This is a genomic window from Actinopolymorpha pittospori, assembly GCF_014873875.1.
Classification (GTDB): Bacteria; Actinomycetota; Actinomycetes; order Propionibacteriales; family Actinopolymorphaceae; genus Actinopolymorpha; species Actinopolymorpha pittospori.
Genome location: NZ_JADBEM010000001.1, coordinates 3351965 through 3377388, shown reverse-complemented (window position 1 = coordinate 3377388; position 25424 = coordinate 3351965). Strand labels below are relative to the sequence as shown.

At 69.7% G+C, this 25424-nt stretch carries 24 protein-coding genes and 2 pseudogenes; 8 read left to right on the top strand and 18 right to left on the bottom strand.

Going from position 1 to position 25424, the window contains the following annotated elements; translation table 11 throughout:
• Positions 1-118: 118 nt before the first annotated feature.
• From HEB94_RS16060 to HEB94_RS50620, 6 genes and pseudogenes are all read right to left on the bottom strand, one after another.
• Positions 119-715, bottom strand: a complete 597-nt coding sequence (locus HEB94_RS16060; RefSeq protein WP_192750638.1) for a hypothetical protein — start codon at positions 713-715, stop codon at positions 119-121.
• A gap of 185 nt (positions 716-900) precedes the next feature.
• Positions 901-2628: a DUF7402 domain-containing protein gene (locus tag HEB94_RS49290; RefSeq protein ID WP_202896373.1), complete on the bottom strand. Its 1728-nt coding sequence runs from the start codon at positions 2626-2628 to the stop codon at positions 901-903.
• 50 nt (positions 2629-2678) lie between these two features.
• The gene (locus HEB94_RS49285) at positions 2679-4172 is read right to left on the bottom strand and encodes a DUF7402 domain-containing protein (protein ID WP_202896372.1); all 1494 of its coding nucleotides are present in this window, start codon (positions 4170-4172) and stop codon (positions 2679-2681) included.
• Positions 4082-5938, bottom strand: a complete 1857-nt coding sequence (locus HEB94_RS50630) for a glycoside hydrolase domain-containing protein (protein WP_337918529.1) — start codon at positions 5936-5938, stop codon at positions 4082-4084. Before HEB94_RS50630 ends, HEB94_RS49285 begins: the two co-directional genes overlap by 91 nt.
• Positions 5918-6511 (bottom strand): annotated as a pseudogene (locus HEB94_RS50625) (glycoside hydrolase domain-containing protein); the annotation flags it as partial. The pseudogene HEB94_RS50625 and the gene HEB94_RS50630, both read right to left, overlap by 21 nt.
• Positions 6460-7401 (bottom strand): hypothetical protein, encoded by a 942-nt coding sequence (locus HEB94_RS50620; protein WP_238362265.1) that lies wholly within the window; start codon positions 7399-7401, stop codon positions 6460-6462. The pseudogene HEB94_RS50625 and the gene HEB94_RS50620, both read right to left, overlap by 52 nt.
• Between HEB94_RS50620 and HEB94_RS16045 the strand changes: the two genes are divergently transcribed.
• The 7 genes from HEB94_RS16045 (at position 7400) to HEB94_RS16015 (ending at position 12449) form a co-directional block, all read left to right on the top strand.
• A complete protein-coding gene (locus HEB94_RS16045) occupies positions 7400-7621 on the top strand; it encodes a hypothetical protein (protein WP_192757196.1) in 222 nt (73 codons plus the stop codon). The genes HEB94_RS50620 and HEB94_RS16045 overlap by 2 nt on opposite strands.
• A gap of 138 nt (positions 7622-7759) precedes the next feature.
• Entirely contained in the window at positions 7760-8515 is a 756-nt protein-coding gene (locus tag HEB94_RS16040) for an SAM-dependent methyltransferase (protein ID WP_337917718.1), read from the top strand.
• Positions 8516-8658: 143 nt separating this feature from the next.
• Entirely contained in the window at positions 8659-8988 is a 330-nt protein-coding gene (locus tag HEB94_RS16035) for a VOC family protein (RefSeq protein WP_192750637.1), read from the top strand.
• 31 nt (positions 8989-9019) lie between these two features.
• The gene (locus HEB94_RS16030) at positions 9020-9589 is read left to right on the top strand and encodes a hypothetical protein (protein WP_192750636.1); all 570 of its coding nucleotides are present in this window, start codon (positions 9020-9022) and stop codon (positions 9587-9589) included.
• Positions 9590-9671: 82 nt separating this feature from the next.
• Entirely contained in the window at positions 9672-11351 is a 1680-nt protein-coding gene (gene argS, locus HEB94_RS16025; protein WP_192750635.1) for an arginine--tRNA ligase, read from the top strand.
• Between the two features lie 64 nt (positions 11352-11415).
• The gene (locus HEB94_RS16020) at positions 11416-11892 is read left to right on the top strand and encodes a YdeI/OmpD-associated family protein (protein ID WP_192750634.1); all 477 of its coding nucleotides are present in this window, start codon (positions 11416-11418) and stop codon (positions 11890-11892) included.
• 128 nt (positions 11893-12020) lie between these two features.
• A complete protein-coding gene (locus tag HEB94_RS16015; protein WP_192750633.1) occupies positions 12021-12449 on the top strand; it encodes a PPOX class F420-dependent oxidoreductase in 429 nt (142 codons plus the stop codon).
• A gap of 15 nt (positions 12450-12464) precedes the next feature.
• Here the strand turns inward: HEB94_RS16015 and HEB94_RS16010 are convergent, their stop codons facing one another.
• Positions 12465-13133, bottom strand: coding sequence for a methyltransferase domain-containing protein (locus HEB94_RS16010; RefSeq protein ID WP_192750632.1), 669 nt, complete (start codon positions 13131-13133; stop codon positions 12465-12467).
• 129 nt (positions 13134-13262) lie between these two features.
• On the opposite strand from HEB94_RS16010, the gene HEB94_RS50615 reads away from it, so the two are divergent.
• Positions 13263-14225: a hypothetical protein gene (locus tag HEB94_RS50615; protein WP_238361540.1), complete on the top strand. Its 963-nt coding sequence runs from the start codon at positions 13263-13265 to the stop codon at positions 14223-14225.
• 42 nt (positions 14226-14267) lie between these two features.
• Here HEB94_RS50615 and HEB94_RS16000 read toward each other — a convergent pair.
• From HEB94_RS16000 to HEB94_RS15950, 11 genes and pseudogenes are all read right to left on the bottom strand, one after another.
• A pseudogene (locus HEB94_RS16000) lies at positions 14268-15011 on the bottom strand (phosphotransferase); the annotation flags it as partial.
• A gap of 21 nt (positions 15012-15032) precedes the next feature.
• Positions 15033-16115 (bottom strand): sensor histidine kinase, encoded by a 1083-nt coding sequence (locus HEB94_RS15995; protein ID WP_192750630.1) that lies wholly within the window; start codon positions 16113-16115, stop codon positions 15033-15035.
• Between the two features lie 262 nt (positions 16116-16377).
• Entirely contained in the window at positions 16378-17349 is a 972-nt protein-coding gene (locus tag HEB94_RS15990) for a zinc-binding dehydrogenase (RefSeq protein WP_192750629.1), read from the bottom strand.
• 56 nt (positions 17350-17405) lie between these two features.
• Positions 17406-18422 carry a hypothetical protein gene (locus HEB94_RS15985; protein ID WP_192750628.1) on the bottom strand — a complete coding sequence of 339 codons (1017 nt, stop codon included), beginning with the start codon at positions 18420-18422 and terminating at the stop codon, positions 17406-17408.
• The gene (locus HEB94_RS15980; RefSeq protein WP_192750627.1) at positions 18419-19075 is read right to left on the bottom strand and encodes a serine O-acetyltransferase; all 657 of its coding nucleotides are present in this window, start codon (positions 19073-19075) and stop codon (positions 18419-18421) included. Before HEB94_RS15980 ends, HEB94_RS15985 begins: the two co-directional genes overlap by 4 nt.
• Before the next feature lie 40 nt (positions 19076-19115).
• Entirely contained in the window at positions 19116-20273 is a 1158-nt protein-coding gene (locus HEB94_RS15975) for a glycosyltransferase family 4 protein (protein WP_192750626.1), read from the bottom strand.
• Between the two features lie 39 nt (positions 20274-20312).
• A complete protein-coding gene (locus HEB94_RS15970; RefSeq protein WP_192750625.1) occupies positions 20313-21593 on the bottom strand; it encodes a sulfotransferase family protein in 1281 nt (426 codons plus the stop codon).
• Positions 21590-22042 (bottom strand): MaoC family dehydratase, encoded by a 453-nt coding sequence (locus HEB94_RS15965; protein ID WP_192750624.1) that lies wholly within the window; start codon positions 22040-22042, stop codon positions 21590-21592. The genes HEB94_RS15970 and HEB94_RS15965 overlap by 4 nt, the downstream gene beginning before the upstream one ends.
• A 1-nt stretch (position 22043) precedes the next feature.
• Positions 22044-23111 carry a 3-oxoacyl-ACP synthase III family protein gene (locus HEB94_RS15960; RefSeq protein WP_192750623.1) on the bottom strand — a complete coding sequence of 356 codons (1068 nt, stop codon included), beginning with the start codon at positions 23109-23111 and terminating at the stop codon, positions 22044-22046.
• Positions 23111-24289 (bottom strand): 3-hydroxyacyl-CoA dehydrogenase NAD-binding domain-containing protein, encoded by a 1179-nt coding sequence (locus HEB94_RS15955; protein WP_192750622.1) that lies wholly within the window; start codon positions 24287-24289, stop codon positions 23111-23113. The genes HEB94_RS15960 and HEB94_RS15955 overlap by 1 nt, the downstream gene beginning before the upstream one ends.
• Positions 24286-25395, bottom strand: a complete 1110-nt coding sequence (locus tag HEB94_RS15950; RefSeq protein WP_192750621.1) for a hypothetical protein — start codon at positions 25393-25395, stop codon at positions 24286-24288. The genes HEB94_RS15955 and HEB94_RS15950 overlap by 4 nt, the downstream gene beginning before the upstream one ends.
• Positions 25396-25424: the final 29 nt, after the last annotated feature.

Genomic DNA, 25424 nt, shown 5'->3' with positions numbered 1-25424 from the left:
ATCAGCGAGCCGTGTGGGCGCCAACCGTCGACCGGAACCTGGCGCCCACACGTATCCGTTTACGCAGCGGCTGAGCCCGGCCCGACCACCGCCGCGTTGGCCGCTGGGAGTGGGTGGATCACCGCTCGGTGTCGACGCGGACGAACGGAGCCTCCCGGGTCGGGTGGTTGTTCGAGCCGTCGACGATCGCTTCGCCGTCGAAGATCACCTGACCCGTCGCGGTCGCCTCCCGCTCCTTGCGCATGCTTCCCGGCGCGGGCCGGTCGACCTCCAGGGATCCGACGCCCGTCCAGGCCACGTCGAAGGAGATCTGGTGAGTTCCGCCGAGGTTGTCCCGGGCGACTCCCGCACCGGAGGCGGTGACACTCCTGAGGTCCTCGGTGCTGGTGAGGGTCGCCGGGACACTTCCCGCGGCCCAACTGAACGACCTACCGTCCGGGCACACCGCGAGGAACTGCACCCGCACCGTGGGGTTGGCGTCGTCGCGGTCCGGTGACTCGAAGACGCGGGTGGTCTGCACCAGGAGCGTGCCCTGCACCGGTCCGCCCTCCGCGCACTCGTGTGTGGGCGCCCAGAAGGCCCCCGCCGTCTCCTCGGTGAAGAGGGCTCGTTGTGCTGCCGCCGGTGTCGACGCCGAGAACGCCAGTGCCGCGGACAGCGCCGCCCGCGGAACGGCGGCGTACGCGCTTCTGCGCGCGAAAGCGGTGATGGACATGGTTCGCCTGCTCCCCAGTGATGTGCGGCCCAGATGCCGCGATCGACGAGTGCGAGACCATCAGCTGTGCGTACCGGTTCGCCAGGTTCGCGTCCGGGCCGGACAACCGGACGTCGTTGCTGCCGGTCTCAATGACAACCACGTCACCGCGCCCGAACGAGTTCACCGTCATCCCGAACTGGTTGTCAGGTCGGAACCACCGGCTCGGTGCGTGCCGACTCCGGCCCCGTCCCGACGATGTTCCTGGCCGCGACACCGAACTCATACGCCTGCCCGGCCGACAATCCGGTGACGGCGACGCTGCTCAGGCCCGCGTCCACATTCACCGGATCCAGAGCGACACCCTGCCGGTACGGCGTCACGACGTACCCGGTCAGCGGAGCACCACCATCGAACGCCGGCGGGCTCCACGACACCGTCGCGACGCGCTCACCCGCCACTGCCGCCACCTGCGCAGGCGCCTGCGGAGCGGACGGGACGGCGTGGACCTCGAACTCCGACATCCCGACGTTGGGTCCGGTGCCGCCCTCGACCTGGAAGCGCAGCGAGGTGAACGTCCGCATGGCGAAGGTCACCACTTGGGCATCGCCATTGGTCGGTACGTCTCTCACCTCGACCGTGCTGCCGTCACCGAAGCTCAGCGTTCCGCCGTGAAGGTCGTCGATCCCGGCCCGGTCGTAGAGCACGACCCGATCGGCCCGGACCGGCTGCGCCCAGCGGAGTTCGATCCAGGGATTCTGCTCCCCCGCGGACGCCCACTCGCCACCGTCGGCCTGGATCACGCCGTCCCGCGCGTTCTCCGCGCCGAAGTCGCTGTTGTACGTCGACGACGCGGTGACCTCGGCGCCGGGCCATCGTGCGGCATTGCCCCGCAACAGCGCCTTGTCGAGTTCGAGGTGCACGCGCATGCTCGCCCGCGCACCGGCCCCGTCCGCGGCGGTGGCGGTGACCAGGACGTCGCCATCACGGTGGTTGACCGTCAGGGTGCCCTCGTCGTCGATCACCGCCCGGTCGGTGGGTGAGCCATCGGGTTCGGTGACGGACCAGGTGGCCTGGTGCAGCGAGTTTCTCGGCGCGAAGGTGGCGGTGAATCTGGCCGTACCGTAGGGCTCCTCGATCAACTCGGGGCCGTGGACCTGGATGCGTGTCACGTCCTGGCAGCGACCGAGCCGCTCCGCGCGCAGGGCCTCTCCCACGGCGGCCGCGATCGTCGCGTGGCCGGTGTCGTTGGGATGCACGCCGTCGGCGGCTATGTGCTCCTCGGACCACGTCGACCTGACGTCGACCACACTGATGTCCGACATGTCCGCGGCGACGTCCTTCAGCTTCTCGGCGTAGTCGTCCGCGACCTCCTGACTGCCCTTGTCGTACGGCGGGTATTTCGACCATGTCGAGGCCGAGATGCCGGGATCAACCACGAAGACGACCGGGATCTCTCGCCCCCGCTGGGTGGAACGCAGGTACGAGAGCATCTCGGTGAGGTGCTGCGCGTACCGGTTCGCCAGGTCCGCGTCCGGGCCGAACAACCGGACGTCGTTGATACCGGTCTCGATGACAACCACGTCACCGCGCCTGAACGAGTTCACCGTCATCAGGAACTGGTTCTCCGTCTCCGCGGACAGGTCACTGGACCTGGCCTTGTTGACGAGCGGGCGGCAGGTCCGCGCGGCGACGATCGACGGCCACGCCCGGTCCGGCTTCGACGCTCCGAGGCCGGCGACATAGGAGTGCCCGAAGGTGAAGAGACGAGTGGCCTCGCGTCCCTGCGGCGTCGGCGCGGAGGCCGCGACCGCGGTCGACGACGACTCACCGACCGAGGTACTCGCGGCGAGCAGGACTGCCATGCCCGCGACCAGGACGCCGAACCTCCGCAGCGGCCTCCGTACCCCCTGTGCCACGTCCACCTGTCTCACGTCCACCTCCGAGTCCGCCTCCGAGTCCGACCCCGAATCGTCCGTCCCGGTCACGTCGGAACCACCGGCTCGGTGCGTGCTGACTCCGGCCCCGTCCCGACGATGTTCCTTGCCGCGACACCGAACTCATACGCCTGCCCGGCCGACAGCCCGGTGACGGTGGCACTGCTCAGGCCCGCCTCCACATTCACCGGATCCAGAGCGACACCCTGCCGGTACGGCGTCACGACGTACCCGGTCAGCGGAGCACCACCGTCGAACGCCGGCGGGCTCCACGACACGACCACTCCGTCCTCGAGCGGAGCCGCCGCGACGTCGGTCGGTGCCTGCGGTGGTGACGGTGTGGCCGCGACCTCGAACTCGGCGAGGCCGACGTTGGGTCCCGACCCGCCGACAACCTGGAACCGTACCCAGGTGAACCTCTTCTGCCCGAGACTGACCGTCTTCGCGCCGCCGTCGGCCGGTATGCCGTCCACCGGCACACTGCTGCCGTCACTGAAGCTCAGGGTGCCGCCGGTGGCGTCGTCGACGCCCGGCCGGTCGTACAGCGTGATGGTGTCCGCCTGGACCGGGGTCGTCCACTCCAGGCGTATCCACGGGTTCTGTTCGCCGCCGGACGCCCACTCACCCGCGGCGGCGCCGAAGCCGTCATGGACCTTCGCCGCCCGGAAGTCGTTGTTGAACTGGGAGGACGCGGTCGCGCTCGCCCCTGGCCAGCGGGAGGCGTTGGACCGATACAGGCTCGGATCGAGGGCGATGGTCACGGTCGCGTTCGTGCTCACCCCGCCCGCGTCGGCGGCCGTGGCGGTGACGACGACGTTCCCGTCACGATGGTTGACCCGGAGGACGCCGGCGTCGTCGATCGTCGCCTTGTCCGTCGGCGAACCGTCCGACTCGGTCACCGACCACCGGGCCTTCTTCAGCGTGGTGTCGTCGGGTGTGAAGGCCACCTCGAAGCGCGCGGACCCATACGGTCGAACGACCTGATTTGGTCCGGTGATCGCGAGCCCCGTCGCCAGGACCGGCTCGCCCATCCCCGGACCGGTCCCGATGAGGTTCCGCGCCGCCACGGTGAAGTCATAGGACTGCGCGGCGGAGAGCCCGTCGAGCACCGCTTCGGTGGTGTTCTCGTCGACCTCGACCGTCTTCTCCGGTACGCCGTCACGACGGGCGGTCACGACGTACCCGGTGAGCGGCGCACCACCGTCGAAGGTGGGTGGCTTCCACGAGACGGTCGCCTCGTCGCCGTCCCTGACCACGCTCACGTCCGTGGGAGCCTCGGGAGCCGACGGCACCGCGTACACCTCGAACTCCGACAGACCAGGGTTGAGCCCGGTGCCACCCGCGACCTGGAACCGCACCCGGTCGAACGTCTTCATCGGGAAGGTCAGTGTCCTCGCGCCGCCGTTGCGAGGAAGATCGCGTACCTCCACGGTGCTGCCGTCGCTGAAGCTCAGCGTGCCGCCGTTGGAGTCGTCGTCACCTGGTCGGTCGTACAGCACGATCCGGTCCGCCCTGATCGGGCTGTCGAAATCAAGCTGCACCCACGGAGTGCGTTCGCCGCGCGAGGCCCAGTCGCCGCCGTCCTTCGAGCCGATGACACCGCTCGTACCTTGTCGGCGCGGTAGCCGTCGCTGTACTCCGAGGAGGCCGTGGCACGCGCGCCCGGCCAGCGGGCCGCGTTGCCGCGCAGCAGCGCGACGTCGAGGTCGAGGGTGACCGTCCTGCGCGCCCGGACGGTGGGACCGGAGTCGGAGTTCGTCGCCGTCACCACGACGTCGCCCTCACGTCGGTTGACCGTCAGGACGCCGTCGTCGTTGATCACGGCCTTGTCGGTCGGCGAGCCGTCCGGGTCGGACACCGACCAGAACGCACGTTGCCAGGTGGTGTTCTCCGGCGTGAACGTCGCCTCGAAACGCGCCGAGCCGTAGGGCTCCTCGATCCGGTCGGGGCCGGTGATCCCGATCTCCTTCGCGTAGACCGGTTTCTTCCCCTGCGACGCGGACTCCGACGGAGGCGGCTCCTTGGTTCCCCAGCGGGTGTTGGGCCGGTCCCCCATCCACAGCTCGAGCGTGCCGCCGTCCGCGAGCTGGTCGTGGCGGAACCACGCGTTGTCGAGTCGCCTGCCGTCGAGGTTGGCGCGTTGGATGTAGACGTTGCGTGCGGAGTTGTGGTGCGTGAGGATCCGGAACGTCTTTCCCTCGTAGTAGTCCTGGTTGAGCGTGATGGTGATCGCGTCGAACACCGGCGAGGTGATGTCGTAGACAGGCCGCGACGCGCCACCACCGGTGACCTCGAAGAGTCCCATCGCCATCAGGGCACTGGTCGCTCCCATCTGCCCCTGGTCCTCGTCGTGATGGCCGTACCCGTCGGTTGTGGAGATCGAGCCGTACGTCCGCTCCTTGACCTGGCGTACCCAGTACTGCGTCAACCACGGCTTGCCGACGTAGTTGAAGAGGTGGGCGACCTGGAGCCCGGGCTGGTTTCCGTAACTCACGTAGCCCTCGCCGTAGACGCCGATGAAGTTGGAGTCCCTCGCCCGCTCGAACGCGTAGTTGAGCCGGTCGGCGTAGGCGGCCTCACCGCCCATCAGGTTGGCGAGCCCCATCACGTCGTGCGACGTGAACCACGTGGCCTGCCAGGAGTTCGACTCGACGAAGTCGCTCGGGCTGAGGGGGTCGAAGTCCTCGAGGAACGTGCCGTCCTCGTGCCGTGGTCGGATGAACCCGGTCGACGGGTCGTACAGGTTGCGCCAGTTGCGTGACCTGTCGAGGAGATATTCGTACGCGTCGGTGTCGTCCCACACCTCGATGTCGTTCAGCCCCACACCGGCAACACCGGCACCATCGTCGCCGCTTCCGCCGGTGCCCTCGAACCTGACCCAGGTGGCTTTCCTCGCGCCGACGTCGACCACCTTGCGGGTGCCGTCGACGGGCACGCCGCTGACGTCGACCGAGGTCCCGTCGCTGAAGGTCAACCGTCCGCTGCCGACGTTGGAGGTCGGTCCGGCCCGGTCGCTCAGCACCACCGTCCGGATCGTCCTCGGCCGATCCCAGCTCAGCTTGATCCAGGGCCGTTGTTCGGCCGCGGACGCCCATCCGACGTCCTCCCCGGACGCGCCGCCGGAGCGGATCGGCCGTCCGTCGACCGCGTGCTCGGGGGCCCACTGCGCACCGCTCGCGGCCGAGGACGCCTCCACCCGCGCGTACTGTGCGATGTTGACGCCCTTCTTGTCCAACCCTCTGGCGAACTGGGCCAGCGTCCAGTCCTGGAAGGCGTACTCGAGGGTCTGCCCCGCTCCGCAGTTCAGGCCGCCGCCTGGCCGGTACGCCACGTAGCCGTTGTCCAGGTAGGACCGGACACCGCCGGAGCCGCTCCACCCCTTGTACTCCAGGGCGCCCTTGTCGAAGAGGCCTCCGACCGACTGGGCGTCGAGCATCGCCTCGTAGGCGAGGTCCGGATCGAAGTCGCGGATTCCCTTGTTCCACGCGCCGGCGATGAACGACGTGACCGGCGATCCGGTCATGATCAGGGAGTCGTTACCCGCGATCGGTCCACGCGGGAGCAGGCCGCCGTCCTTGTACATCTGCAACTGTGACTGGACGAAGCTGCTGTAGATCTCGGGGTAGGCCAGGCCCAGGATCGAGTTGACGTTCCACTGCGTGAGCCAGAGCGCGTCGTAGTTGTACATCGCGAACGTCGACCGGCCGCGTTCGTCCAGCGGGATCTGCTTGACCGTGTTGTGGTTCCACGTGTCGTCCAGGTACTTTCCGTCGACGTCGCTGACCACACTGCGCCCGCACAGCACGTGGAACAGGTCGGTGTAGAACTTCACCTGCTGCTGACGCGTCCCGCCACGAACATCGATCCGCCCGAGCATGTCGTTCCAGTGCCGTTGGGACGCGGCCCTGACGTCGTCGAAGGACCAACCCGGAGTTCGGCGTCGATGTTCCTCCGCGCACCCTGGGTGCCGGTCAGCGACAGGCCCACCTTCGTCTGGACGACATCGCCGGCGTCGAGGTGGTTGTAACGGACGTACACACCCATGTTGTCGCCGGCGAGCTCGTCGACCGCCGCACCGCCGCGCGCCAGCGCGCCGTTCGCCCAACCGTGCATCGAGTCGAAGGGCCGGTCGAAGCGCACCACGAAGAAGAGCCTGGTGTCGTGGTCGGCGTACGCACCGCCATGCTGGTTGACGTATCCCTCGATCTCGCGGTCGCTGACCTTCGTCACCTGGGCGTCCTTCATCACCGCCTCGCCCAGGGTGCCGCCGAGGTTGACGATGATCTCGCTCTGTCCCGCGCGGCCGTAGGTGTAACGGTGCAGCCCGACCCGATCGGTGACGGTCAGCTCGGCGGTGATGTCGTAGCGGTCGAGGTGCAGCTTGTGGTAGCCGGGCTCGGCGACCTCGCTCTCGTCATGCTCCACATGGGACTGCCATCCGGTGTCCCCTTCGGTCTTCGGGACACTCGAACCCGAGGTGGGCATCATCTGGACACCGGAGAACTGCCAGTCGTGGATGTGGCTGAAGCCTTTGACGTCGTTCTCGGTCGTCCGGTATCCGGTGCCGCCACTGGAATGCGTACTCGTGTCCGGACGTAGCTTCACGAAGCCGAACGGGTTGCTCGCGGACTGGAAGAAGAAGTAGCGGGCGATGTCGGCTTCCACCCAGGGATCGACGAGACTCACGTAGTCGCGGTCGCCGCGGTTGTCGCTGGCATTGTCGTAGGGGGCAGCCTGCGCCGCGTTCCCCTCATCGCCCCCGCCGACCATGCCCACGCCGCTCAGCATCGCGACGGCCGCAGCCATCGCCACCAACCGCCGAACCATCTTCGCCCTGGTCATGACGCCTGCCACGCTCCCCTCAGCCGGCCACGGCTGGAGACTCGAAACGCTGGACGGTCAGGAAGATCGCCACCGCGAGATCGCAGCAGAGGCCGAACGCGAAGGCGCCGACATCATGGATTTGTTATCGACAACGTACGCGCGGTGATCGTCGACGGTACAAGAGACGTGGGCGTGGACGTCAGGTCGTACCGGCGCTTCGACCGGAACTGGCCCGGCTCGGTGGCACGCGTCCCTGCGAACTAACCAGTTGCCTTGCTGGACGTACTCTCGATACTCCGGTCTCGTGGATGACGACGAACTCGATCTGGCGCTGAGAAACGCACGCTATCCCCGGTCCGCCCGATACTCGGGCCGCTGGATGGTCGACGGGGCGATGGGGCCGAACCCGCTGTGGCAGGCGGAGGCGTTGACCGATGTCATGCCACTCGAGGCCGGCATGCGCATACTCGACATGGGCTGTGGCACAGCTTTGAGCTCGATCTTCCTGGCCAAGGAGTTCGGCGTCGAGGTGTGGGCCACTGACCTGTGGGTCAAGCCTGATGAGAACCTGCGCCGCGTGGCCGAGGCACACGTGGAAGAGCAGGTTCACCCGATCTACGCCGAAGCGCACGCGCTGCCCTTCGCGGAGGGCTTCTTCGACGCGCTCATCAGCATCGGCGCCTACCACTACTTCGGCACCGACGACCTCTACCTCGGCTACTACTCGCGCTTCGTGAAACCCGGCGGACAGATCGGCATCGTTCAGCCCGGTCTCGCCGAGGAGTACGAGACGCTTCCCCCACCCCACCTGGAACCCCAATGGAAGTGGGACTTCTGCGCCTGGCACAGCCCGGCCTGGTGGCGCCGGCACTGGGAGAAGACCGGCCTGGTCACCGTCGAGATCGCCGATCGAGTGCCGGACGGTTGGCGAGACTGGCTGCGGTGGAACGAAGTGTGTGACCGCGAGAACGGCGCAGAGGGATGGGAGGCTCAGATGCTTCGCACCGACGCCGGCCGCACGCTGGGCCTCTCCCGAGTCGTCGCCCGCCGCGCACCCTAGAGCGGCGTTCCTCCTCGGCGGCGAATCTCCTGGACGTACAAGACAGAAGGTGTCCTGTTCGGCTGCCATTCTGGTTGTTCCGGGCCTACGAGGTAAGGCCACCTGGCAGTTGAGGAACGACGCCGAAGTCGAGGAGACCATTGATGGTGACGCTCGGATCGACCGTACTGAACGTGTCGGACATCAACAGAGCTGCGGAGTTCTGGAAGAAGGCGCTTGGTTACGTCGCCCCCGGCGATCCGGCGTTCCTCCGACCGGCGAGCGGCGAGGGTCCGCGCCTTCATCTCGACGAGGGTGACAGGACACATCTCGACCTGTGGGTGGAAGGCGAGGAAGCGCTGAGGACGGAGGTCGAGAGACTCGTCTCGCTCGGCGCCAGGCGGGTGGACTGGCCCCTTCCGGACGACGCCGCTCACGTCGTCCTGGCCGACACCGAGGGCAACCTGTTCTGCGTCTGCGACGTCTCGGGGTAAACGCGTCGGCGAGCAGTGGGACTGGTGCCTCATGTCGAGGGTCCGATACACGCACATCGCCATGGGGCTTGTCCTCACCGCGTTCCCCGCCGCGTTCGGATGCGGCGCCGACCGCTCGGTCGCGGCGCCGGACCGGACCGGCCTGGACGTGCTGTTCGAGTCGGCGGTGGTCCGTGGCATGGATGGCGTAGCCGCGACGCCGCTTCCCGCTGGAACCCTGCGCCCAGGCGAGATGCTCACCTCGCTGGTTCGTCTGGAGGCGGACGAGGTCGTGTCGACGCGGGGTCTGGTCCAGTTCGAGGGCAGGGCCACCCGCGTCAACGGTGGCGCGGAGTTGGGCGTGACCGGGATGTGCGGGCAGGGTTGGACCGTCGACGGGGAGCAGATCGACGCCGACCCGTGCAGCGCCGTGTCGCCGGTCACCGCCATCGGTGCCGGTCAGGACTCCACCGTCCAGGTGCGGCTCTACCCGAGCACCGAGGCCGGCCAGGTCACACCGGGCACCTACCGAGTGAGCATCCCGCTGGACGAACCTGACGGACCACTTCTCGACCTGACCTACCGCATCGTCGAGGCCGGACAGGCCCATCTTCCGCCCTAGCCGGAAGCCGGAGACCGCCTCCGTCGGTAGCGCCGCGAAACTACCTTGCCCGCGGCGGACGCGGCGCCGATACGCTCCTCCGGTGACCTCCGAACAGCTCTCGGCCGCGATCGTCGACGCGTTGACAACCATGACCGTCGACGGTGCGGTGTCCCTCCCCGACGGTGTGCCAGCTCAGGTCGTCATCGAGCGTCCCAAGGTGCGCGACCACGGCGACTACGCCACCAACGTCGCGCTCCAGCTCGCCAAGAAGGCAGGGATGCCGCCGCGTGCCCTCGCGACGCTGCTCGCGGAGCGACTCCGGGAGACGGCTGGTATCGCGTCCGTCGAGATCGCGGGTCCGGGGTTCCTCAACATTCGGATGGACGCCGGGGCGCAGGGCAGCGTCGCCGCGGACGTCGTCTCGGCGGGTTCGTCGTACGGCCGCAACGACCTGTTCGCGGGTGAGAAGATCAACCTCGAGTTCGTCTCCGCCAACCCGACCGGGCCGATCCACATCGGCGGCACCCGGTGGGCCGCCGTCGGTGACGCCCTCGGGCGGATCTTCTCCTTCAGCGGCGCGGACGTCACGCGCGAGTACTACTTCAACGACCACGGCGCGCAGATCGACCGGTTCACTCGCTCGCTGCTCGCCAGTGCTCGCGGAGCCACGACGCCCGAGGACGGCTACGCGGGCCAGTACATCGTCGACATCGCCCAGCAGGTTCTCGCCGAATACCCCGACGTCCTGGCCCGGCCCGACGACGAGGCCCAGGAGGTCTTCCGGTCCCATGGGGTGAACCTCATGTTCACCGAGATCAAGAAGGCCCTCCACGACTTCGGTGTCGACTTCGACGTCTACTTCCACGAGAACAACCTGCACGAGTCCGGCGCCGTCGAGCGAGCCATCAGCCGGCTCTCCGCCATGGGCAACACCTACGAGCAGGACGGCGCGCTGTGGTTGCGTACCGAGAAGTACGGCGACGACAAGGACCGGGTGATCATCAAGTCCGACGGCAACGGCGCCTACATCTCAGGCGACCTCGCCTACTACCTCGACAAGCGTGAACGCGGCTTCGACCGCTGCCTGATCATGCTGGGTGCGGACCACCACGGGTACGTCGGGCGGATGAACGCCATGTGCGCCGCGTTCGGGGACACCCCCGGCGTCAACCTCGAGATCCTGATCGGTCAGATGGTCAACCTCATCTCCAGCGGGCAGCCGCTGCGGATGTCGAAGCGCGCCGGCACCGTGATCACGCTGGAGGACCTCGTCGGCTCGATCGGTGTGGACGCGGCACGCTACGCACTGGCCCGCTACACCTGCGACAGCACGATCGACATCGACCTGGACCTGTGGGCCAGGCAGACCAACGACAACCCGGTCTACTACGTGCAGTACGCACACGCCCGGCTCTCCTCGATCCTGCGTAACGCGGCGGACCTCGCCGTCTCGGCCGGCTCACCCACCAGCCTTCTCGACGGCTTCGACCCGTCGTTGCTGTCGCACGAGAAGGAAGGTGAGCTGGTGCGGACGCTCGCGGAGTTCCCACGGGTCGTGGGCACCGCGGCCCAACTGCGCGAGCCGCACCGGGTGGCCCGCTACCTCGAGGACGCCGCGTCCGCGTTCCACAAGTTCTACGACGTCTGCCGGGTGCTACCGCAGGACGACGAGGAGCCGTCCGACCTGCATCGGGCGCGCCTGGTGCTCGTCACCGCGACGCGGACGGTCCTGGCCAACGGGCTCGAACTCCTCGGGGTGTCCGCACCAGAGCGGATGTGAGGCCTCGGGGTCACGAGCCGCAGAAGGGGCCTGACCTCGCGGGATGCCGTGCGAGGATGCTCGTATGGCGGATTCCATGCGTTTCACCGCGGCCGTCACTGAGGGGAGCCGGGGGCGGGCGGTCATCGCGCTGCCCTTCGATCCTGACCAGGTGTGGGGCCACAAGCAACGTCACCACGTCAGCGGGACGGTCGACGGATGCAAGGTCCGCGCGGTCGTCGAGCAGTTCGAGGACGGCCCGGGCATCGCGCTCGGCCCCTCCTGGCAGCGAGACCGCCCGGTCGAGGTCGGCAGCGAAGTGAAGGTCGTCCTGTCGGCGGAAGGTCCCCAACGCGCCGATCTCGACCCCGACGTCGCCGCTGCGCTCGGGGCGGAGCCTGAGGCGGGCGCGTTCTTCGACTCGCTCGCGCAGTTCTACCGCAAGGGCTACCTGACGTGGATCAACGCCACCAAGCGACGGCCCGAGGAGAGGGCACGCCGGATCGCCGAAACTGTCCGGCTACTGAAGGCCGGCCAGAAACGACGCCCGCAGGGCGCGTGACCATCGCTTCGTGGTGGGTGACGAATCACACCTCGGTGCCCTCCTTGACCCTCACATCAGTGTGAGGGCCGAGGATTGCCATGACAGCGATGACCGAGCGGTCCCCACTACTCCTCAGGAGAGCGACCATGACGAGCACCTTCGATCCGTACACGCTGCTCACGGAGAGTCGACTCGGCGTCCTCGCGACGATCAAGTCGGACGGCCTTCCCCAGCTCTCCCCCGTCACGCCCTTCTACGACCAGGAAGCCGGTGTGATCCACGTGTCGATGACCGAGGGACGAGCCAAGACGGCCAACCTGCGTCGGGACCCACGAGCCGCGCTGGAGGTCACCAGCCCCGACGGCTGGGCGTGGGCCACGGCCGAGGGCGCGGTGACCCTCACCGGGCCGGGAACCGATCCCCACGGTCCGGAGGTCGAGGCACTGGTGCGTTACTACCGGCTCGCCGCCGGGGAGCACCCGGACTGGGACGAGTACCGGTCGGTGATGGTGGCCGACCGCCGGGTCCTGATGACGATGACGGTCGATCACGTGTACGGAGCCAGGATCCGCTGACCACGGCGGAGCCGTTCACACACGGGCTGACGACCCCGCCACGATGAGCATGTGGTTCGCGCCGCGCTGGAAGCGGTAGGGCACCTTCCGCTGCTCGGTGCGGTGGCCGGCCGCCTCCAGCTCCTCACACAGCGCCGGCAGGAACGGCACCGGTTCGCCCGTCCCCTGCAGGACGAGCGGGAAGACGCGTACCTCCCGTCGGGCGACCCGCGCCATCTCCAGCACAGCCCGTCGATGCCACCGCTGGTCGAACTGGTTCGCCCAGGTGAACAGCAGGTGCGAACACAGCACGAGGTCGAAGCTGTCGTCCGCGAAGGGCAGATCCGGCAGCGCGGCCGCGACGTATCGGGACGGTCGAGCACCCAGATCCGCGACGAACCGCTCGACCGCGCCCACCCGCATGGCCGTACGGCGGGAGCGGGTGCCGTACCACGTCCACTCGAACCGGTCGGCATTGTCCTCGATCATGCGGTCGCCATCGACCCTGCCCTGGTGTGCGGCGGCCGCCAGCACGGAGCGGCCGGCGGCATAGGCCGGATCGGCGGCGACGACGAACGTCGGCGTCTCGGCGGTGAAGCTCGACCCGCCCGCACAGCAGTCGAGGACCCGCGCACCGGCGAGCTCCTCCGGGGCGAGGTCGAACATCGCGTGGTACTCAGCCGCCGACCTGGACGTCACCAGCACCGTTGCCTCCCCTTCCGCGCCGGGGCACCCGCCCTTCGCTCCAGGAAAGTTATACGGCGGTGGCCCACAGTGCGAATGGACAGCGGACCCGCCACGGGGTAGAAGGGCAACTGACTCAGGAGCCCATGAATGCACATCAGCATGGCGACCAGCGCCGGTAAGGCCGGCCAACCGAACGAGGACTTCGCCGGCGCTGTCCCCGGCGCCGTCGTGCTGCTGGACGGCGCCGGCATCCCCGACACCGAGTCGATCTGCTCCCACGGCGTCGCCTGGTACACCCACCGTCTCGGCGGCGCACTGCTGGGTCGGCTCTCCCGGGACGACGGGCAGGACCTCGCGACGATCCTCGCCACCGCGATCGGCGAGCTGGCCGCCGACCACCGCGACACCTGCGACATCACCAACCCCAGCAGCCCACAGGCGACCGTGGCGATGGTCCGCGCCCACCAGGGCCGCCTGGACTATCTCCTGCTCGCGGACTCCTTCCTCCTCCTCGACCAACTCGACGATGGCCCGCGGGTCCTCACCGACGAACGTGAGGTCACCACCAGGCGGACCTGCACGGCGGCCCTGGACGGCGTCGTCCGGGGAACGCCGGAGTACGACCGTGTCCGGGACTCCTGCGTGGACGCGCTGCGGGCTCGCCGGAACCAGCCGGGCGGTTACTGGATCGCCAAGGACGATCCGCACGCGGCGGAGGAAGCGCTGACCGGCAGCCGACCCCTCGATGACCTGAACAGCGTCGCGCTGCTCAGCAACGGCGCCAGCCGTATCGTCAGCCCGTACGGCCTCACCGACTGGCCCGGCGTCGTGGACCTGCTGGTCGCCAACGGGCCGGCCGAGATCATCCGGCGCGTCCGGCGGACCGAAGCGCGCACCGCCCAAGACCCCGACGCGCTGATCCCTGACGACGCCACCGTCGCGCACTGCACACGTTCACCGCGTTCAGATCGCCTGCCAGTCGATGCCGTCCGGACGCGGGAGGCCCAGACACGACGCGGCCCACGACAGGTCGATCGCGATCAACCGGACGAACACCCTGGCGAGCCACGGCGGCAACGCACGTTCGTCGAGAACGCGTCTGGCGAGTGAGGCGCAGCCCGCGGCCGCCCACCCGCGACCGGCGGGCAGCACGTCGAAGGGGACGGGACCGCCCTCGAGGTGCAGGGTCGGGAGCAGGTGGGCCAGATCATGCTCCGCGTGGCCGCGCGAGGCGGTGCTCCAGTCCACGAAGACCACTCGTTCGGCGTCGATGCAGATGTTGTCGCTGCGCAGGTCTCCGTGAACCAGCCGGTCGCCACTGTCGTCGAGGCTCGCCTCGGCTTTCACGAGCAGGTGGGCGGCATCAGTGAGCCACGCCGCCGAACACAGCCCCAGGTCGAGGAACGCGTCACGGTCCGGGCCTTCGCGCACGAACGCCGGCCAGTGCGCAGGGCCCTGCCGTGAGGGAACGAACCCCGGTGGCGCCTGAACGCGGGACAGGTCCGACACCGTGGTGAGCACGCGGTCGATGTCGCCCGCCCGCCAGTCCACGCCCTGGTGACTGGCCGGCCAGTGCGCCCTGCGCAGGTCTTCGACGACGAGGACGGGAAAGCAGCCGGGTTCGTCGAGCCAGGCGAGGACACCCGGGACGAACCGTTCGGGAACGTGTTGGAGTGCGAGGTACTCGGTGCGGAGCCAGCGCTCAGTCTGTTCGTCGGTGGCGGCCTTGACGAAGACGCGGCTGCGGTCTCCCAGCGTGACCGAGTAACGGGCGGCCGCCGACAATCCCGTATCGGGTTCGACCCACTCTCGCACCGGCTGGCCGAGGGCGCGTTCGAGACGCTCGCCAAGCGCGGCCGGAGAGGTCGACCGCACACCGTCCGGGACTGAGGCCATGCGCATGCTCCCGACGCGTCATCACAACCGCCCAGGAACGCTAACACAGCGGTCGGGTCGGGTGAGCGCGCTGCTTCCTCGTGTGGGTCGGCGTACATCCTTGCCGTCCCCGACGATCAGGGCAGGTTGGTCCGCTCCCAGGACGACAGTGATCTCGACCGCGGACGGGTCGTCCCGGGTGGCGGCTTCGGCAAGGCATCTCCGGACCGCCAGGACGAGTTCACGTCGCGAGTCAGGGGCCAGCTTGCAGTCCAACGCGCCGTGGACAGCGATTTTCGGTGTCGTCCCGACAGCGCTTCGAGCGGCGCCGACCTCCTTCAACAACTCGTCGATGACCAAGGGGCCGCTCGGGGACTCGCTGTGCACCAGCGAGGAGATCGAGGCATGCGTCCGGCGGGTCGCCTCGTCCAGTTGAGCAATGACGTCGGCCAGTCGCCGGTGTATCTCTGGCTGGGCGGCAAGGCGGGACACGTCCCGCAGCCGAGTTCCGACCGCGAGGAGCCGGGCGAGTGCGTCGTCCCTCAACTCCTCGGCGATCCTGGCGCGGTCCTCCGAAATCACACTGTGGGACCGGGCCTGTTCGAGGGCAAGTGCGGCCTGACCGGTGACCATCTCGATCAACTGCACTTCCCGCGCCGCGAGGTCCGCATGAGGAGAACCGCGGCGCCAGCCCGCCACGAGCGCGCCGAAGACGTTTCCTGCCACCGAAAGTGGCAGGTACATACCCAGTCCGACGTCCGACATCGCCGCGGCCAACTCCGGCGGCGGGTCGAAGTCGGGTTCTGTGGTTATTCGTGGGCTGACGATTCCCTCACCGGAGTCCGTGACTCTCTCGGCGAGCCCCTGGACGGTCGTCATCCGTCCGTTGAGGTGCTCGATCCAGGGGCCTTCGACGGCCTGAAGATAAGCAACGCCTTCCGCATGACCAGGAGTGGTGATTCCAATGTGGACACAGTCGGCCCCGGACGCTTCGTGAATTCGCCGCGCGGTGAGGTCCAAAACCTTCTGGAGGTGAACTTCCTGGGCCAGAACCTGAGTGATCTCCACAGTGGTTTTCAGCCAGCGCTCCTCGCGACGGTGCGATTCGCGTTCGGTCCCGACCATGTGATCTCCTCGGAATTACCTCTCTCCACTCGCAATCAGCCTGCACTCCACACTGGAACGTGTCCAGAACTATTACCGCACCGCTCGATACCTTGAAGGCATGGGCCTCGGGTGAGGAAAGGCGCGCGCACCCAGTGCTCGCCTCACAACTGCCTCTCCACCTCGCCGCCGAATGCCGACAGGCTGGGACGAGCATCCCAACCCGCACGTCTCCGGCGATTTCGGAAAGCGACGGCGGGTGGCCCGAGGACAAGCTCCGAACTCACTGCCAGTCGAAGATCACGCCCATGGTGTCGGAGCGGCCGGCATCGAGGAGTGCGTACGCTTCGGCGCACTCGTGGGGCGTGAACTTGTGCGTGACGAGGCCGCTCATCCCCGCGAAACGTCCCGACGCCACGAGGCGGAAGAACAACCGGCGAATGTCGTGTTCACGCTCGCCCAGGAGGTGGCGGCCGTGTGCGCCCACCACCGTGAGGCCACGAACGATCAGATCGTGGCTGAGCCGCTGCTGGGAGGGATCGCCCACGTCGCCGAGGATGACCACCCGGCCATGGTCGGCCACAGCGGCCAGCGCACGGGTGAGGACGTCCGGGTTGCCGGTGCAGTCGATGACGGCGGCCGGTGCGGGAAGTCCCGGCAGGCCGTCGGCCAGGTCGTCCTGCAGGGCCGCCGTGGCTCCGCCTGCCCGGGCGAGGTCGAGCCGAAACCCACCACTGCGGTGGGCCACCGTCACCTCGGCCGCGCCCGATGCCGCCAGCCAGCGCACGGCCATCTGGCCGACCGGGCCCACCCCGATCACCAGGGCGGAGCTACCCACGCGTGCGTGTGCCGCTTCCATGCCGACGAAGCCGACCTTCGCCAGCGCGAACCACGCCGCGTCCTCGTCCGAAACGTCGTCCGGCACCAGCGTGCACAGGTTGGCGTCCGCGACATGATGCGACGCATGGCCGAGGAGTGCCACCACTCGGTCACCTGGACGGAAGGCGCCGGTGACATCCCGGCCGACGTCACTGACCTCGCCCACGAGCGAGTACCCGGGCCGATGGGGGTAACTGAACCACTGGTCCCAGTGCGTTCCGGGCGCGAACCGGCCGGTGTAGACGATGCCCTCGGTGCCCGTACTGATGAGCGAGACCCGCGTGCGCAGCCGGAGCTGACCAGGCCCGAGGTCGGGTAGCGCGACCTCGCTCAACTCGACCCTGCCTGGCTGCGTGATGACGACTGCTTCGGCCATGCCCTCATCGTTGCGATCAGGCCGTGAAGGAAGCAAGCGTCCGTCCGTGGCCACCGTCAGCGGCGCGGCGGTACCAGTTCGGCCGGTGGCCGGTCCGCCCTGCGGGCCAGCCACCACAACAGCACGGCAGCCAGGACCGCGGCCAGCGGCTGCCCGACGGCGACTTTGCTCAGCGAGGTGAGCATCCCGGGAAGCAGCAGTCCGGCCGCCAGGGCGACGGTCGCTCGGCCGTCCCAGTCCGGGGCTCGCGACCAGCGCACGGCTGCCGTGACCGCGACCGAGATCAGCAGCACGGCCGTGACCACGCTCCAGAGCGGCCGCCCGGTCAGCGGGAACACGAAGAAGCTGACCAGGAAGGCCACCCCGAAGCCCACGCCGGCCACCATCAGCACCACGGTCCGCGGGCGACGCTGGTCCGGGCGTACGTCCGGACGCGCCCTGGGCAGCACCAGCGCCAGCCCGACCAGCACCAGAATGGCGAGAAAGCTGAACCGGCGCCCAGCCGTGCATTCGGCCAGGGCGGGACCGGCGCAGACCCGCGCGGTCGCCTTGGGGGACAGCGAGCCCACCATCACCACGAGCAGCAGCGCCGAGCAGACCACGATCCCGGTACGGCGCAGCCAGGGCACGCCGCGTACCGGCTTCGCCCACACCTCGGCCAGGACCCACGGCAGCACGACGCTGTACACGGTGTGGAAGACGACCAGGCCCACGGCCACCGCCCAGTTGACCCCGGCGGCGTTCAGCGCCTGCGACGCGGTGAACACGAGCACCTTGCCCGACTCCGGGGCGAGCTTGAACCAGGTCGCCGCGACCAGCCCCTCGTTCAGCAGCGTGTAGGCCAGCCCCAGCACCAGGACTCCCGGCCAGCCGATCCGGCGGCGGACCCAGAGCTCGCGGACCAGCAGCGCGGGCATGCCGTAGACCACCAGGAAGATCGGCAGCACGAGCGGGAAGACCACGGCAGGAGTGTTGGACGAGGCGACGGTCTCGGCGAGGAAGGGCGCCAGCACCATCAGGCCGAGCGCGTACCCCCACCGTCTCGGCCCGGCTCTCCTCGCCTGCTCGCTCATCCACCCTCTCCAACGGTTTGCCCGGCCTCCGCGACTGCCCGCTCGGCGTCGGACACGACACCATTCTCGCCCGCGAAGGCCTTGCGTTCGTGGCGCATCTTGACCACGCGCGCCGGCTGGCCCACCACGATCGCGTCCGGCGGGACGTCGTGCAGCACCAGGGCGTTGGCGGCGACCACCGCCCGGTCGCCGATCCGCACCGGGCCCATCGCCTTGGCTCCGTCCAGCAGGATCACGTCGTCACCGATCGTCGGCTGCCCCATCCGGGCCTCGTCCTGCGCCGCGGCCGTACCGAACCGGGCCGCGCCGGTCATGATCACGTTCCGGCCCACGGTCAGGCCACTGCCCCAGCCACAACCGACCGGGTGCGGGATCGCCAGCCCCGGCCCGACCCGCGCACCGGGGGCGAGGTCGGCGCCGTACAACACGACGTTGAGGAAGTAGAGCATCCGGGAGAACGGGCGCAGGTGGGAGCGGTGGCAGAAGGACGCCAGCCGGAACGTCAGCACCGCCCAGGTCCCGGGCAACGCCAGCACGTCGACCGCGGCCCCCGCCGTGAGCTTCGGCCTGCCCTTGAGCCTGGCCATGGCGGCCAGATCGGCCCGGATCGTCCCCAGCAGCCCTGGCGAAGCGTCGCCGCGTGAGTTCCTCATGCTGTTCTCCCCTCTCCTTGAACGGTCGAGACCCACACCGTCACGTGCTCCGGACCGGTCGTTCGGCACCGGCGGACCCGCGGCCGCGGGCCAACCCCCACCGCAGCGCGTCGACCGCCGCCGCTCCGACCCGGTCGATGTCGAACCCGGCGGCCCGGCGCGGCCCGGCCACACGCAGCTGTTCCCGCAGCGCGGCATCGGTCAGGATCCGCGTCAGGCCGGCGGTCACGGCCTCCCCGTCGAGCGGATCGACCAGGAGAGCCGCGTCCCCGCAGACCTCGGGCAGCGACGTCACCTGCGAGGTCAGCACCGGGGTTCCGTGCGCCATGGCCTCCAGCGGCGGCAGGCCGAAACCCTCGAACAGCGAGACGTACGCGACGGCCTCCGCGCTGCCGAGCAGCCGCGAGCGAACCGCGTCGCTGACCCGGCCGAGGAAGACCACCTGGTCGCTGCCCGCGGCGGCCTCCTGCTCGGCGTCGCCGCGGAACCAGCGCCGCCCAGCGATCACGAGCCGGTGCCCGCGCAGGTCCGGGTTCGCCCGCTGGGCCCGCAGGAACGAACGGATCAGCAGCGGCACGTTCTTGCGCGGGTGCAGGTTGCCCAGATACAGCAGGAAGGGGGGGCGCACCCCGCTGGACGCCAACCACGAGTCCGCCTCGGCCGTCGCGCGGGCATCGAGTCGTGGTGGTGCCGCCACCTGGTTCGGCACGACCCGGACCGCTTCGGGGGCCACACCGTAGCTGGCCACCACGTCCGCCCGGGTGTACTCGCTCGGCACCAGCACCACGGCCGCACTGCGCGCATGGCGCCGGACCAGCGTGCGCAGCCGGAGCGCGGTCACCAGGGGGTAGTCCCGGGGACGGTGCTCGAAGGACAGGTCACCGATGGTCAGGGCCGCCGGGATCGGGCCGCCGATGGGCGCGTGGGTGACCGTGACCAACAGGTCCGGCCGGGCCCGGCGCAGCTGCGCGGGCAGGGTCTGGACGAAGTGCCACGGCCCGGGTCGGGGCCGCATCCGCGAGGCGGTGAAACCTGGTGCCGTCGCGACCTCGGCCGGCAGCGCTCCGTCGGCGGTGAACACCTCGAAGCGGTCGGCCGGGTCGGCCCGCAGTGCGAGCCCCGCCATCAGGCCGCGCAGGAAGGTCTCGTCGCCGCCACGGGCCTCACCCAGGAACGACGCGTCGATGGCCACCTTCATCGGGACCGTCCCGACCGGGCCCGGCGTACCGTCACGCCTTCACTGCCACAGCACATGACCGGCCTCCTCGAACTGTGCCAGCACGTCGCGCGGGTCAAGTCCGAAGTCCTCCAGGGAGTAGCCGTGCCGGCCGGTGCCGTGCCGTCCCTCCCCGTCCAGGTAGCTCCGGATGGCGGTTTCGAACCGGCCGCTGAACGGGATCCCGCAGGCGTCGTAGATCCGCGCGACGCAGCCGACCGGATCGGCGACCAGATCCGTGTACCGGACGTCGTGAACCCTGTCCGCGGGCAGGGTGAGCCGGGCCCGTCGCGCGCGGCGGACACCCTCCACCCAGGTCCGCACCCAGAAACCGCCGATCGCCGCGCGGTCCACGTGCCGGGCGTTGGTGGCCGCGAGGACCGCGGCCAGGCTGCAGTAGGAACCCAGCACCTCGGTCGGATCCCGGTGCAGCTGGATCAACGTCGCCTCGGGCAGAGCGTGCGCGAGCTCGTCCACCCAGAACAGGTGGGCGGGCGACTTCAGCGCCCACCGGTCCCGGCGATCGTGCCGGCCCAGCACCTGCAGCTGGGTCACGTAGTAGGCGTAGTGCGGACGCATGTCGGTGCCGAGACACCACGAGGTGTACGACGGCACCTGGTAGATGGCACTGAACTCCAGGCTGGCGAAGCTGTTCGCGAACAGCGTGACGCACTCGCAGGGCAACCGCGGCCCGGTCGGGTGCAGCGTCCGGGCGGCCGGCGCGATCCGGTCCAGTACCCGGGTGGCCCGCTCCGCCGCCTGGACCCGGGGGTCGGACGACTCCGCGCCGACCACCGGCGCCGGTGCGGGCCGGTTCGCCTCCCACTGCCGCAGCGAGCGGTTGGCGGGGTCCAGGGACAGCAGGTGCTGCAGCAGGGTCGTCCCGCTGCGGGGCAGGCCCAGCACGACCATCGCGGGTCCGACCGGGCGACGGAGCAGTCCCGGGTCCTCGGCCAGCTCACGCTGGACCAGCACCCGGTTCGTCAGGGCGGAGACGATCGCGCCCCGGGCGAAGAACCGGCCCGCCGGTGACAGGTCGGCTTCCTCCGACAGCGCCGCACGGAACGCCTCGAGACCGGCCAGGTAGCTCGGGTCGCCGAACGCCGCCGACCCGAACGCCTCCGACCCGTCCGGGGCCGGACCGGTAGCCGGACCGGCCGCCGCCAGCGCCTCGGCGTGCAGCTCCGGCACGGTGCCGAGCGACCTAGCCAGCCGGGGCACCCGGTCCGCGAGCACGTTGTAGGCCCGTAGCGGCGGCCAGGTGTAGGGGCGCCGGGTCCGGGCCATGCCCGCTCTGGTCATGCCACCACCTCGGCCCGGGCCGGGCTGCGTGCCACCAGGATCCGCATGGTGGCCACCGCGACCACCTCGTCCCGCTGGTTGACCATCTCCAGCGCCGTCTGCACCACGCCGCCGACGGTCTTGTCGGTCTTGTCGGTGACGGTGAGGCGCACCCGCAGGGTGTCGCCGATGAAGGTGGGCTTGACGAAGCGGACCCCGTCCATCCCGTAGAAGGCCACCACCGCCGCCGGGTCCATCGGGAACATCCCCGCGCTCAGCGACAGCACCAGGAAGCCGTGCGCGATCCGCTGCCCGTAGCGGGACCGGGCGGCGAACTCGGGGTCGACGTGCAGCGGGTGGTGGTCGCCGGTGAGCTCGGCGAAGCGGTTGATGTACTCCTCGCTGACCTGCACGCCGCCGTAGATGGCGGTGTCGCCCACCTCGACCTCGTCGTAGTACCTGTCGTACATCTCAGCTCGCCGCCCTCTCCTGCGCCAGCGCGTCGGCGGCCGGTCGGCGCCAGACCAGGCTGACCGCGCCCCAGGCCATCCCGCCGCCGACGACCGGGATCAGCACCCGGTCGCCGTCGTTCAGCAGACCACCGGCGCGGGCCTCGTCCAACGCGATCGCGACCGAGGCCCCGGACACGTTGCCGGTGTGGTCCAGGCAGGTGATCACCCGTTCCGGCGGAACCTTCAGCTCCTCGACCACCTCGGCGATGATGTTCGCGCCGGTCTGGTGCGGGATCAGCCAGTCGACGTCGTCGATGGTGAGTCCCACGATCCCGAGCACCTCGTGGGAGGCCTCCACCATCTTGTCCACGGCGAAGCGGTAGATGGCCTTGGCGTCCAGGGTCACGTACTGGCTGCGCTCGGCCAGCACCTGCGCCGTGATCGGGTGCTTGGTCCCGCCGCCCGGTACCCACGTCCAGTCGCAGTGCGTCGCGTCGGTGTGCGTACGCAGGGCCTCGATCCCGTAGCCGGAGCCGGGCAGGTCGCGCAGGACCACGGCAGCAGCCCCGTCACCGAAGAGCGACTGGTACATGAACCGCTCCGGGTCGACCACGGCCGACATCGCCTCGGCCGTGATCACCAGCGCGGTCCGGTACCCGGCGGCGGACATGACCGAGGTCGCGACCAGCAGCGAGTCGACGAACCCGGTACACGCGGTCTCCAACTGGAGGCACTTCGCGCTGCCGCCGAGGGCCTGTTGCACCAGGCTCACCGTCGAGGGCTGCCGGCTGTCGGAGGTGAACGTACCGAGCACGACCAGGTCGATCTCCTCGACGGTCACCCCGGCGTTGTCCAGGGCGCGCCGGGCCGCTCGTACGGCCATGTCGGACGTGCCCTCGCCGCCCTCCAGCCGATGCCGGGAGGCCACGCCCGCCCGCCGCATCACCCACTCGTGCAGGCTCTGCCCGGCACGGACCGGGTCGTAGTCCGTGCTCGCCCGCTCGATGTCTTCGTTGGTCACGATCTTCGGGGGCAGGTCGCTTCCGGTCCCCAGGATCACGAAGGACATAGCTGCTCCGATCGTCATCAGGTCGGTGTGACGCCAGCCAGGGCCGGCGAAGGTGGCACCGGCGAGGAGCTTCCGGGGTCCGGGATCGCGGCACCGGCCATCCATGCCCGCAGCCCACCGTTGGGACCGGTGAAGCCGAAGGCCAGGTCGTAGGCCGCGGCCGCCTCGTCGGCCGAGGACAGCACGCCCTCGGCCACGGCCAGCGCGACCTCGTCGGCGAGTGCGTCCATGACCCGTGCCAGCGGCTGGGTGCCGACTGTGTCGACGGCCCGGCTCGGCCCGGTGCCACTCAGCCGGACCGGCATCCGGGCGCGCAGGTGGTCGCCGACCTCCGGGCGCGGCCGTCGCCCGCCGTCAGGGTCACGGTCGTAGAAGGTGTCCAGACCCGCGCCGAGCATCCCGGACAGGAGCGCGAGCGCCGTGAACCGATGGCCCAGCGAGGGTGCCAGCCAGTCGTGGATCCGCGCCACGCTGCGCAGACCGGCGGCGTCCATCACCCGGAACGGGCCGAGCGGCCAGCCGTATCCCTCCAGCGCCGCGTCCACCGCGGCGACGTCGTACCCCTCGCCGAGCAGCCGGACCGCTCCGTCCCAGAAGGCGAACAGAGCCCTGGTGGTCAGGAACCCCGGCCGGTCGGCCGTCCGGAGGACGTGCTTGCCCTGACTGGCCAGCAGCCAGTCCAGCCGCTGCCGCGCCGGTGCGCCGCAGCGGGCGTGCAGGGCGACCTCGACCAGCGGCATCCGGTGTGCCGGCCAGCAGTAGTGGGTCACCACGATCCGCTCCGGGCGACGGGCACCGACGGCCAGGGTGGCCGCCGGGATGCTCGAGGTGGTGCTGGCGATGAGGCAGTCCTCGTCCACCACCGACTCGACCGCGGCGATCACCGCGCGCTTGGCGGCGACGTCCTCGGGAACGCTCTCCAGCACGACGTCGGCACCGGCGAGGTCGGCCGGGTCGGTGGTCACCCGCACGCGTTCCAGCCAGCGTCGCGCCTGCTCGGAGGGCAACCCGCCCCGATCCACGTCCCGCCGCAGCGCGCGGGCGATCGCCCCGCTCCTGCTCGCGGCGCGGTCCTCGCCGCCGCGGACCAGCACCGTGACCGGTGACCCCGCGGCCAGCCCGGCCTGGACCAGGCTGATCCCGAGCGTGCCCGCACCGACCACGCCGAGTACCGGCGGCCCCGTGACCGCGTTCACGCGAACGCCCTTGCCCAGCGCGCCATCCAGTCACCGAATTCGGCGAAGACGGCCCGGTAGTGGACGGGGGCGCGGCTGCTGCCGACGCGACCGCGGAACTCCTCGACGAAGTGCGCGTACATCTGCGCGTAGGGCCCGGGCCGGACCTCGGCGACCGCCTCGTCCACCAGGTCGTAGAACGGCACGGACATCAGATGCATCCACTGCTCCAGGACGACCACGCGTTCCAGCCGGGTCTGCTTGGTGTGCTCGACCACGGGCACCCCGAACGCGAACAGGTCACCGCGGAGGTCCATCAGCTTCTTGGTGACGTAGCCGCCCCAGATGTCGTCGTGCCGGCTCAGCTGCCAGCCGTTCACCGAGACGTCCGGTAGGAAGTAGTAGGCGGGGGTGAGTTCGGCGGCGAACGCGTTGTTCATGCCGCAGACCGGGACGTTGCCCAGCGCGATCCGGTTGGCCCCCTCGGCGACGCCGGGATCGCCGGGCTCGCCGCCGTAGAACTTGTCGATCCCGTTCAGGTCCAGCACGCCGTCCCAGACGCCCATGTTGAGCTTGACCTCACCGGTGGCGCTGGTCTCCCGCACCGCGGCCAGCTCGGGGGTGCGCAGTTCGTACGGGTAGCCCCGTGCATAGACCGGCTGCCCGTCGGCGAAGGTCTGGTTGACCGAGTTGACCCAGCCGCCCGGCACCGTCGGGGCGAGCGCCGGAGCCTCGACCACCTTGCTCAGCGCGGCCAGGTGCGAGGCCAGCCAACCCGGACGCGTCCGGCAGTCGAAGTCGAGGGCGACGATGACGTCGAAGCCCTCCTGGTAGGCGATGTAGTGCCCGATGTTGCGGCTCGCCGCGCTCTTGTGCGGCATCGCCTCGTAGTGCTCGCCCGCGTAGGCGCGCTGGGCGGCGTAGTCGTAGAAGAAGACGTTCGGCCGCGCCGGCGGGGTCAGCCGGCCGTCGCTGTCGTCGCTGACGATGATCGGGATCTCGGGCGGGATCTCGTCGAACAGCTCCCACGGAGGGTCGCTCGGGATCGGGATGACGACGGCCACCGAACGGGTGTCGGCGCCGGGCCGACGCTGGTCGGCCGGGTCGGGGACGGCGAGGGTGCTCATGTGGACTCCAGGAAGCTCGGACCGCGAGT

Coding starts and splice junctions, on each gene's coding strand:
- HEB94_RS16060 (WP_192750638.1), bottom strand. CDS start 715: ATGTCCATCACCGCTTTCGCGCGCAGAAGCGCGTACGCCGCCGTTCCG.
- HEB94_RS16045 (WP_192757196.1), top strand. CDS start 7,400: ATGCCCACGCCGCTCAGCATCGCGACGGCCGCAGCCATCGCCACCAAC.
- HEB94_RS50620 (WP_238362265.1), bottom strand. CDS start 7,401: ATGGTCGGCGGGGGCGATGAGGGGAACGCGGCGCAGGCTGCCCCCTAC.
- HEB94_RS16035 (WP_192750637.1), top strand. CDS start 8,659: ATGGTGACGCTCGGATCGACCGTACTGAACGTGTCGGACATCAACAGA.
- HEB94_RS16030 (WP_192750636.1), top strand. CDS start 9,020: ATGTCGAGGGTCCGATACACGCACATCGCCATGGGGCTTGTCCTCACC.
- HEB94_RS16020 (WP_192750634.1), top strand. CDS start 11,416: ATGGCGGATTCCATGCGTTTCACCGCGGCCGTCACTGAGGGGAGCCGG.
- HEB94_RS16015 (WP_192750633.1), top strand. CDS start 12,021: ATGACGAGCACCTTCGATCCGTACACGCTGCTCACGGAGAGTCGACTC.
- HEB94_RS50615 (WP_238361540.1), top strand. CDS start 13,263: ATGCACATCAGCATGGCGACCAGCGCCGGTAAGGCCGGCCAACCGAAC.
- HEB94_RS15995 (WP_192750630.1), bottom strand. CDS start 16,115: ATGGTCGGGACCGAACGCGAATCGCACCGTCGCGAGGAGCGCTGGCTG.
- HEB94_RS15990 (WP_192750629.1), bottom strand. CDS start 17,349: ATGGCCGAAGCAGTCGTCATCACGCAGCCAGGCAGGGTCGAGTTGAGC.
- HEB94_RS15985 (WP_192750628.1), bottom strand. CDS start 18,422: ATGAGCGAGCAGGCGAGGAGAGCCGGGCCGAGACGGTGGGGGTACGCG.
- HEB94_RS15980 (WP_192750627.1), bottom strand. CDS start 19,075: ATGAGGAACTCACGCGGCGACGCTTCGCCAGGGCTGCTGGGGACGATC.
- HEB94_RS15975 (WP_192750626.1), bottom strand. CDS start 20,273: ATGAAGGTGGCCATCGACGCGTCGTTCCTGGGTGAGGCCCGTGGCGGC.
- HEB94_RS15970 (WP_192750625.1), bottom strand. CDS start 21,593: ATGACCAGAGCGGGCATGGCCCGGACCCGGCGCCCCTACACCTGGCCG.
- HEB94_RS15965 (WP_192750624.1), bottom strand. CDS start 22,042: ATGTACGACAGGTACTACGACGAGGTCGAGGTGGGCGACACCGCCATC.
- HEB94_RS15960 (WP_192750623.1), bottom strand. CDS start 23,111: ATGACGATCGGAGCAGCTATGTCCTTCGTGATCCTGGGGACCGGAAGC.
- HEB94_RS15950 (WP_192750621.1), bottom strand. CDS start 25,395: ATGAGCACCCTCGCCGTCCCCGACCCGGCCGACCAGCGTCGGCCCGGC.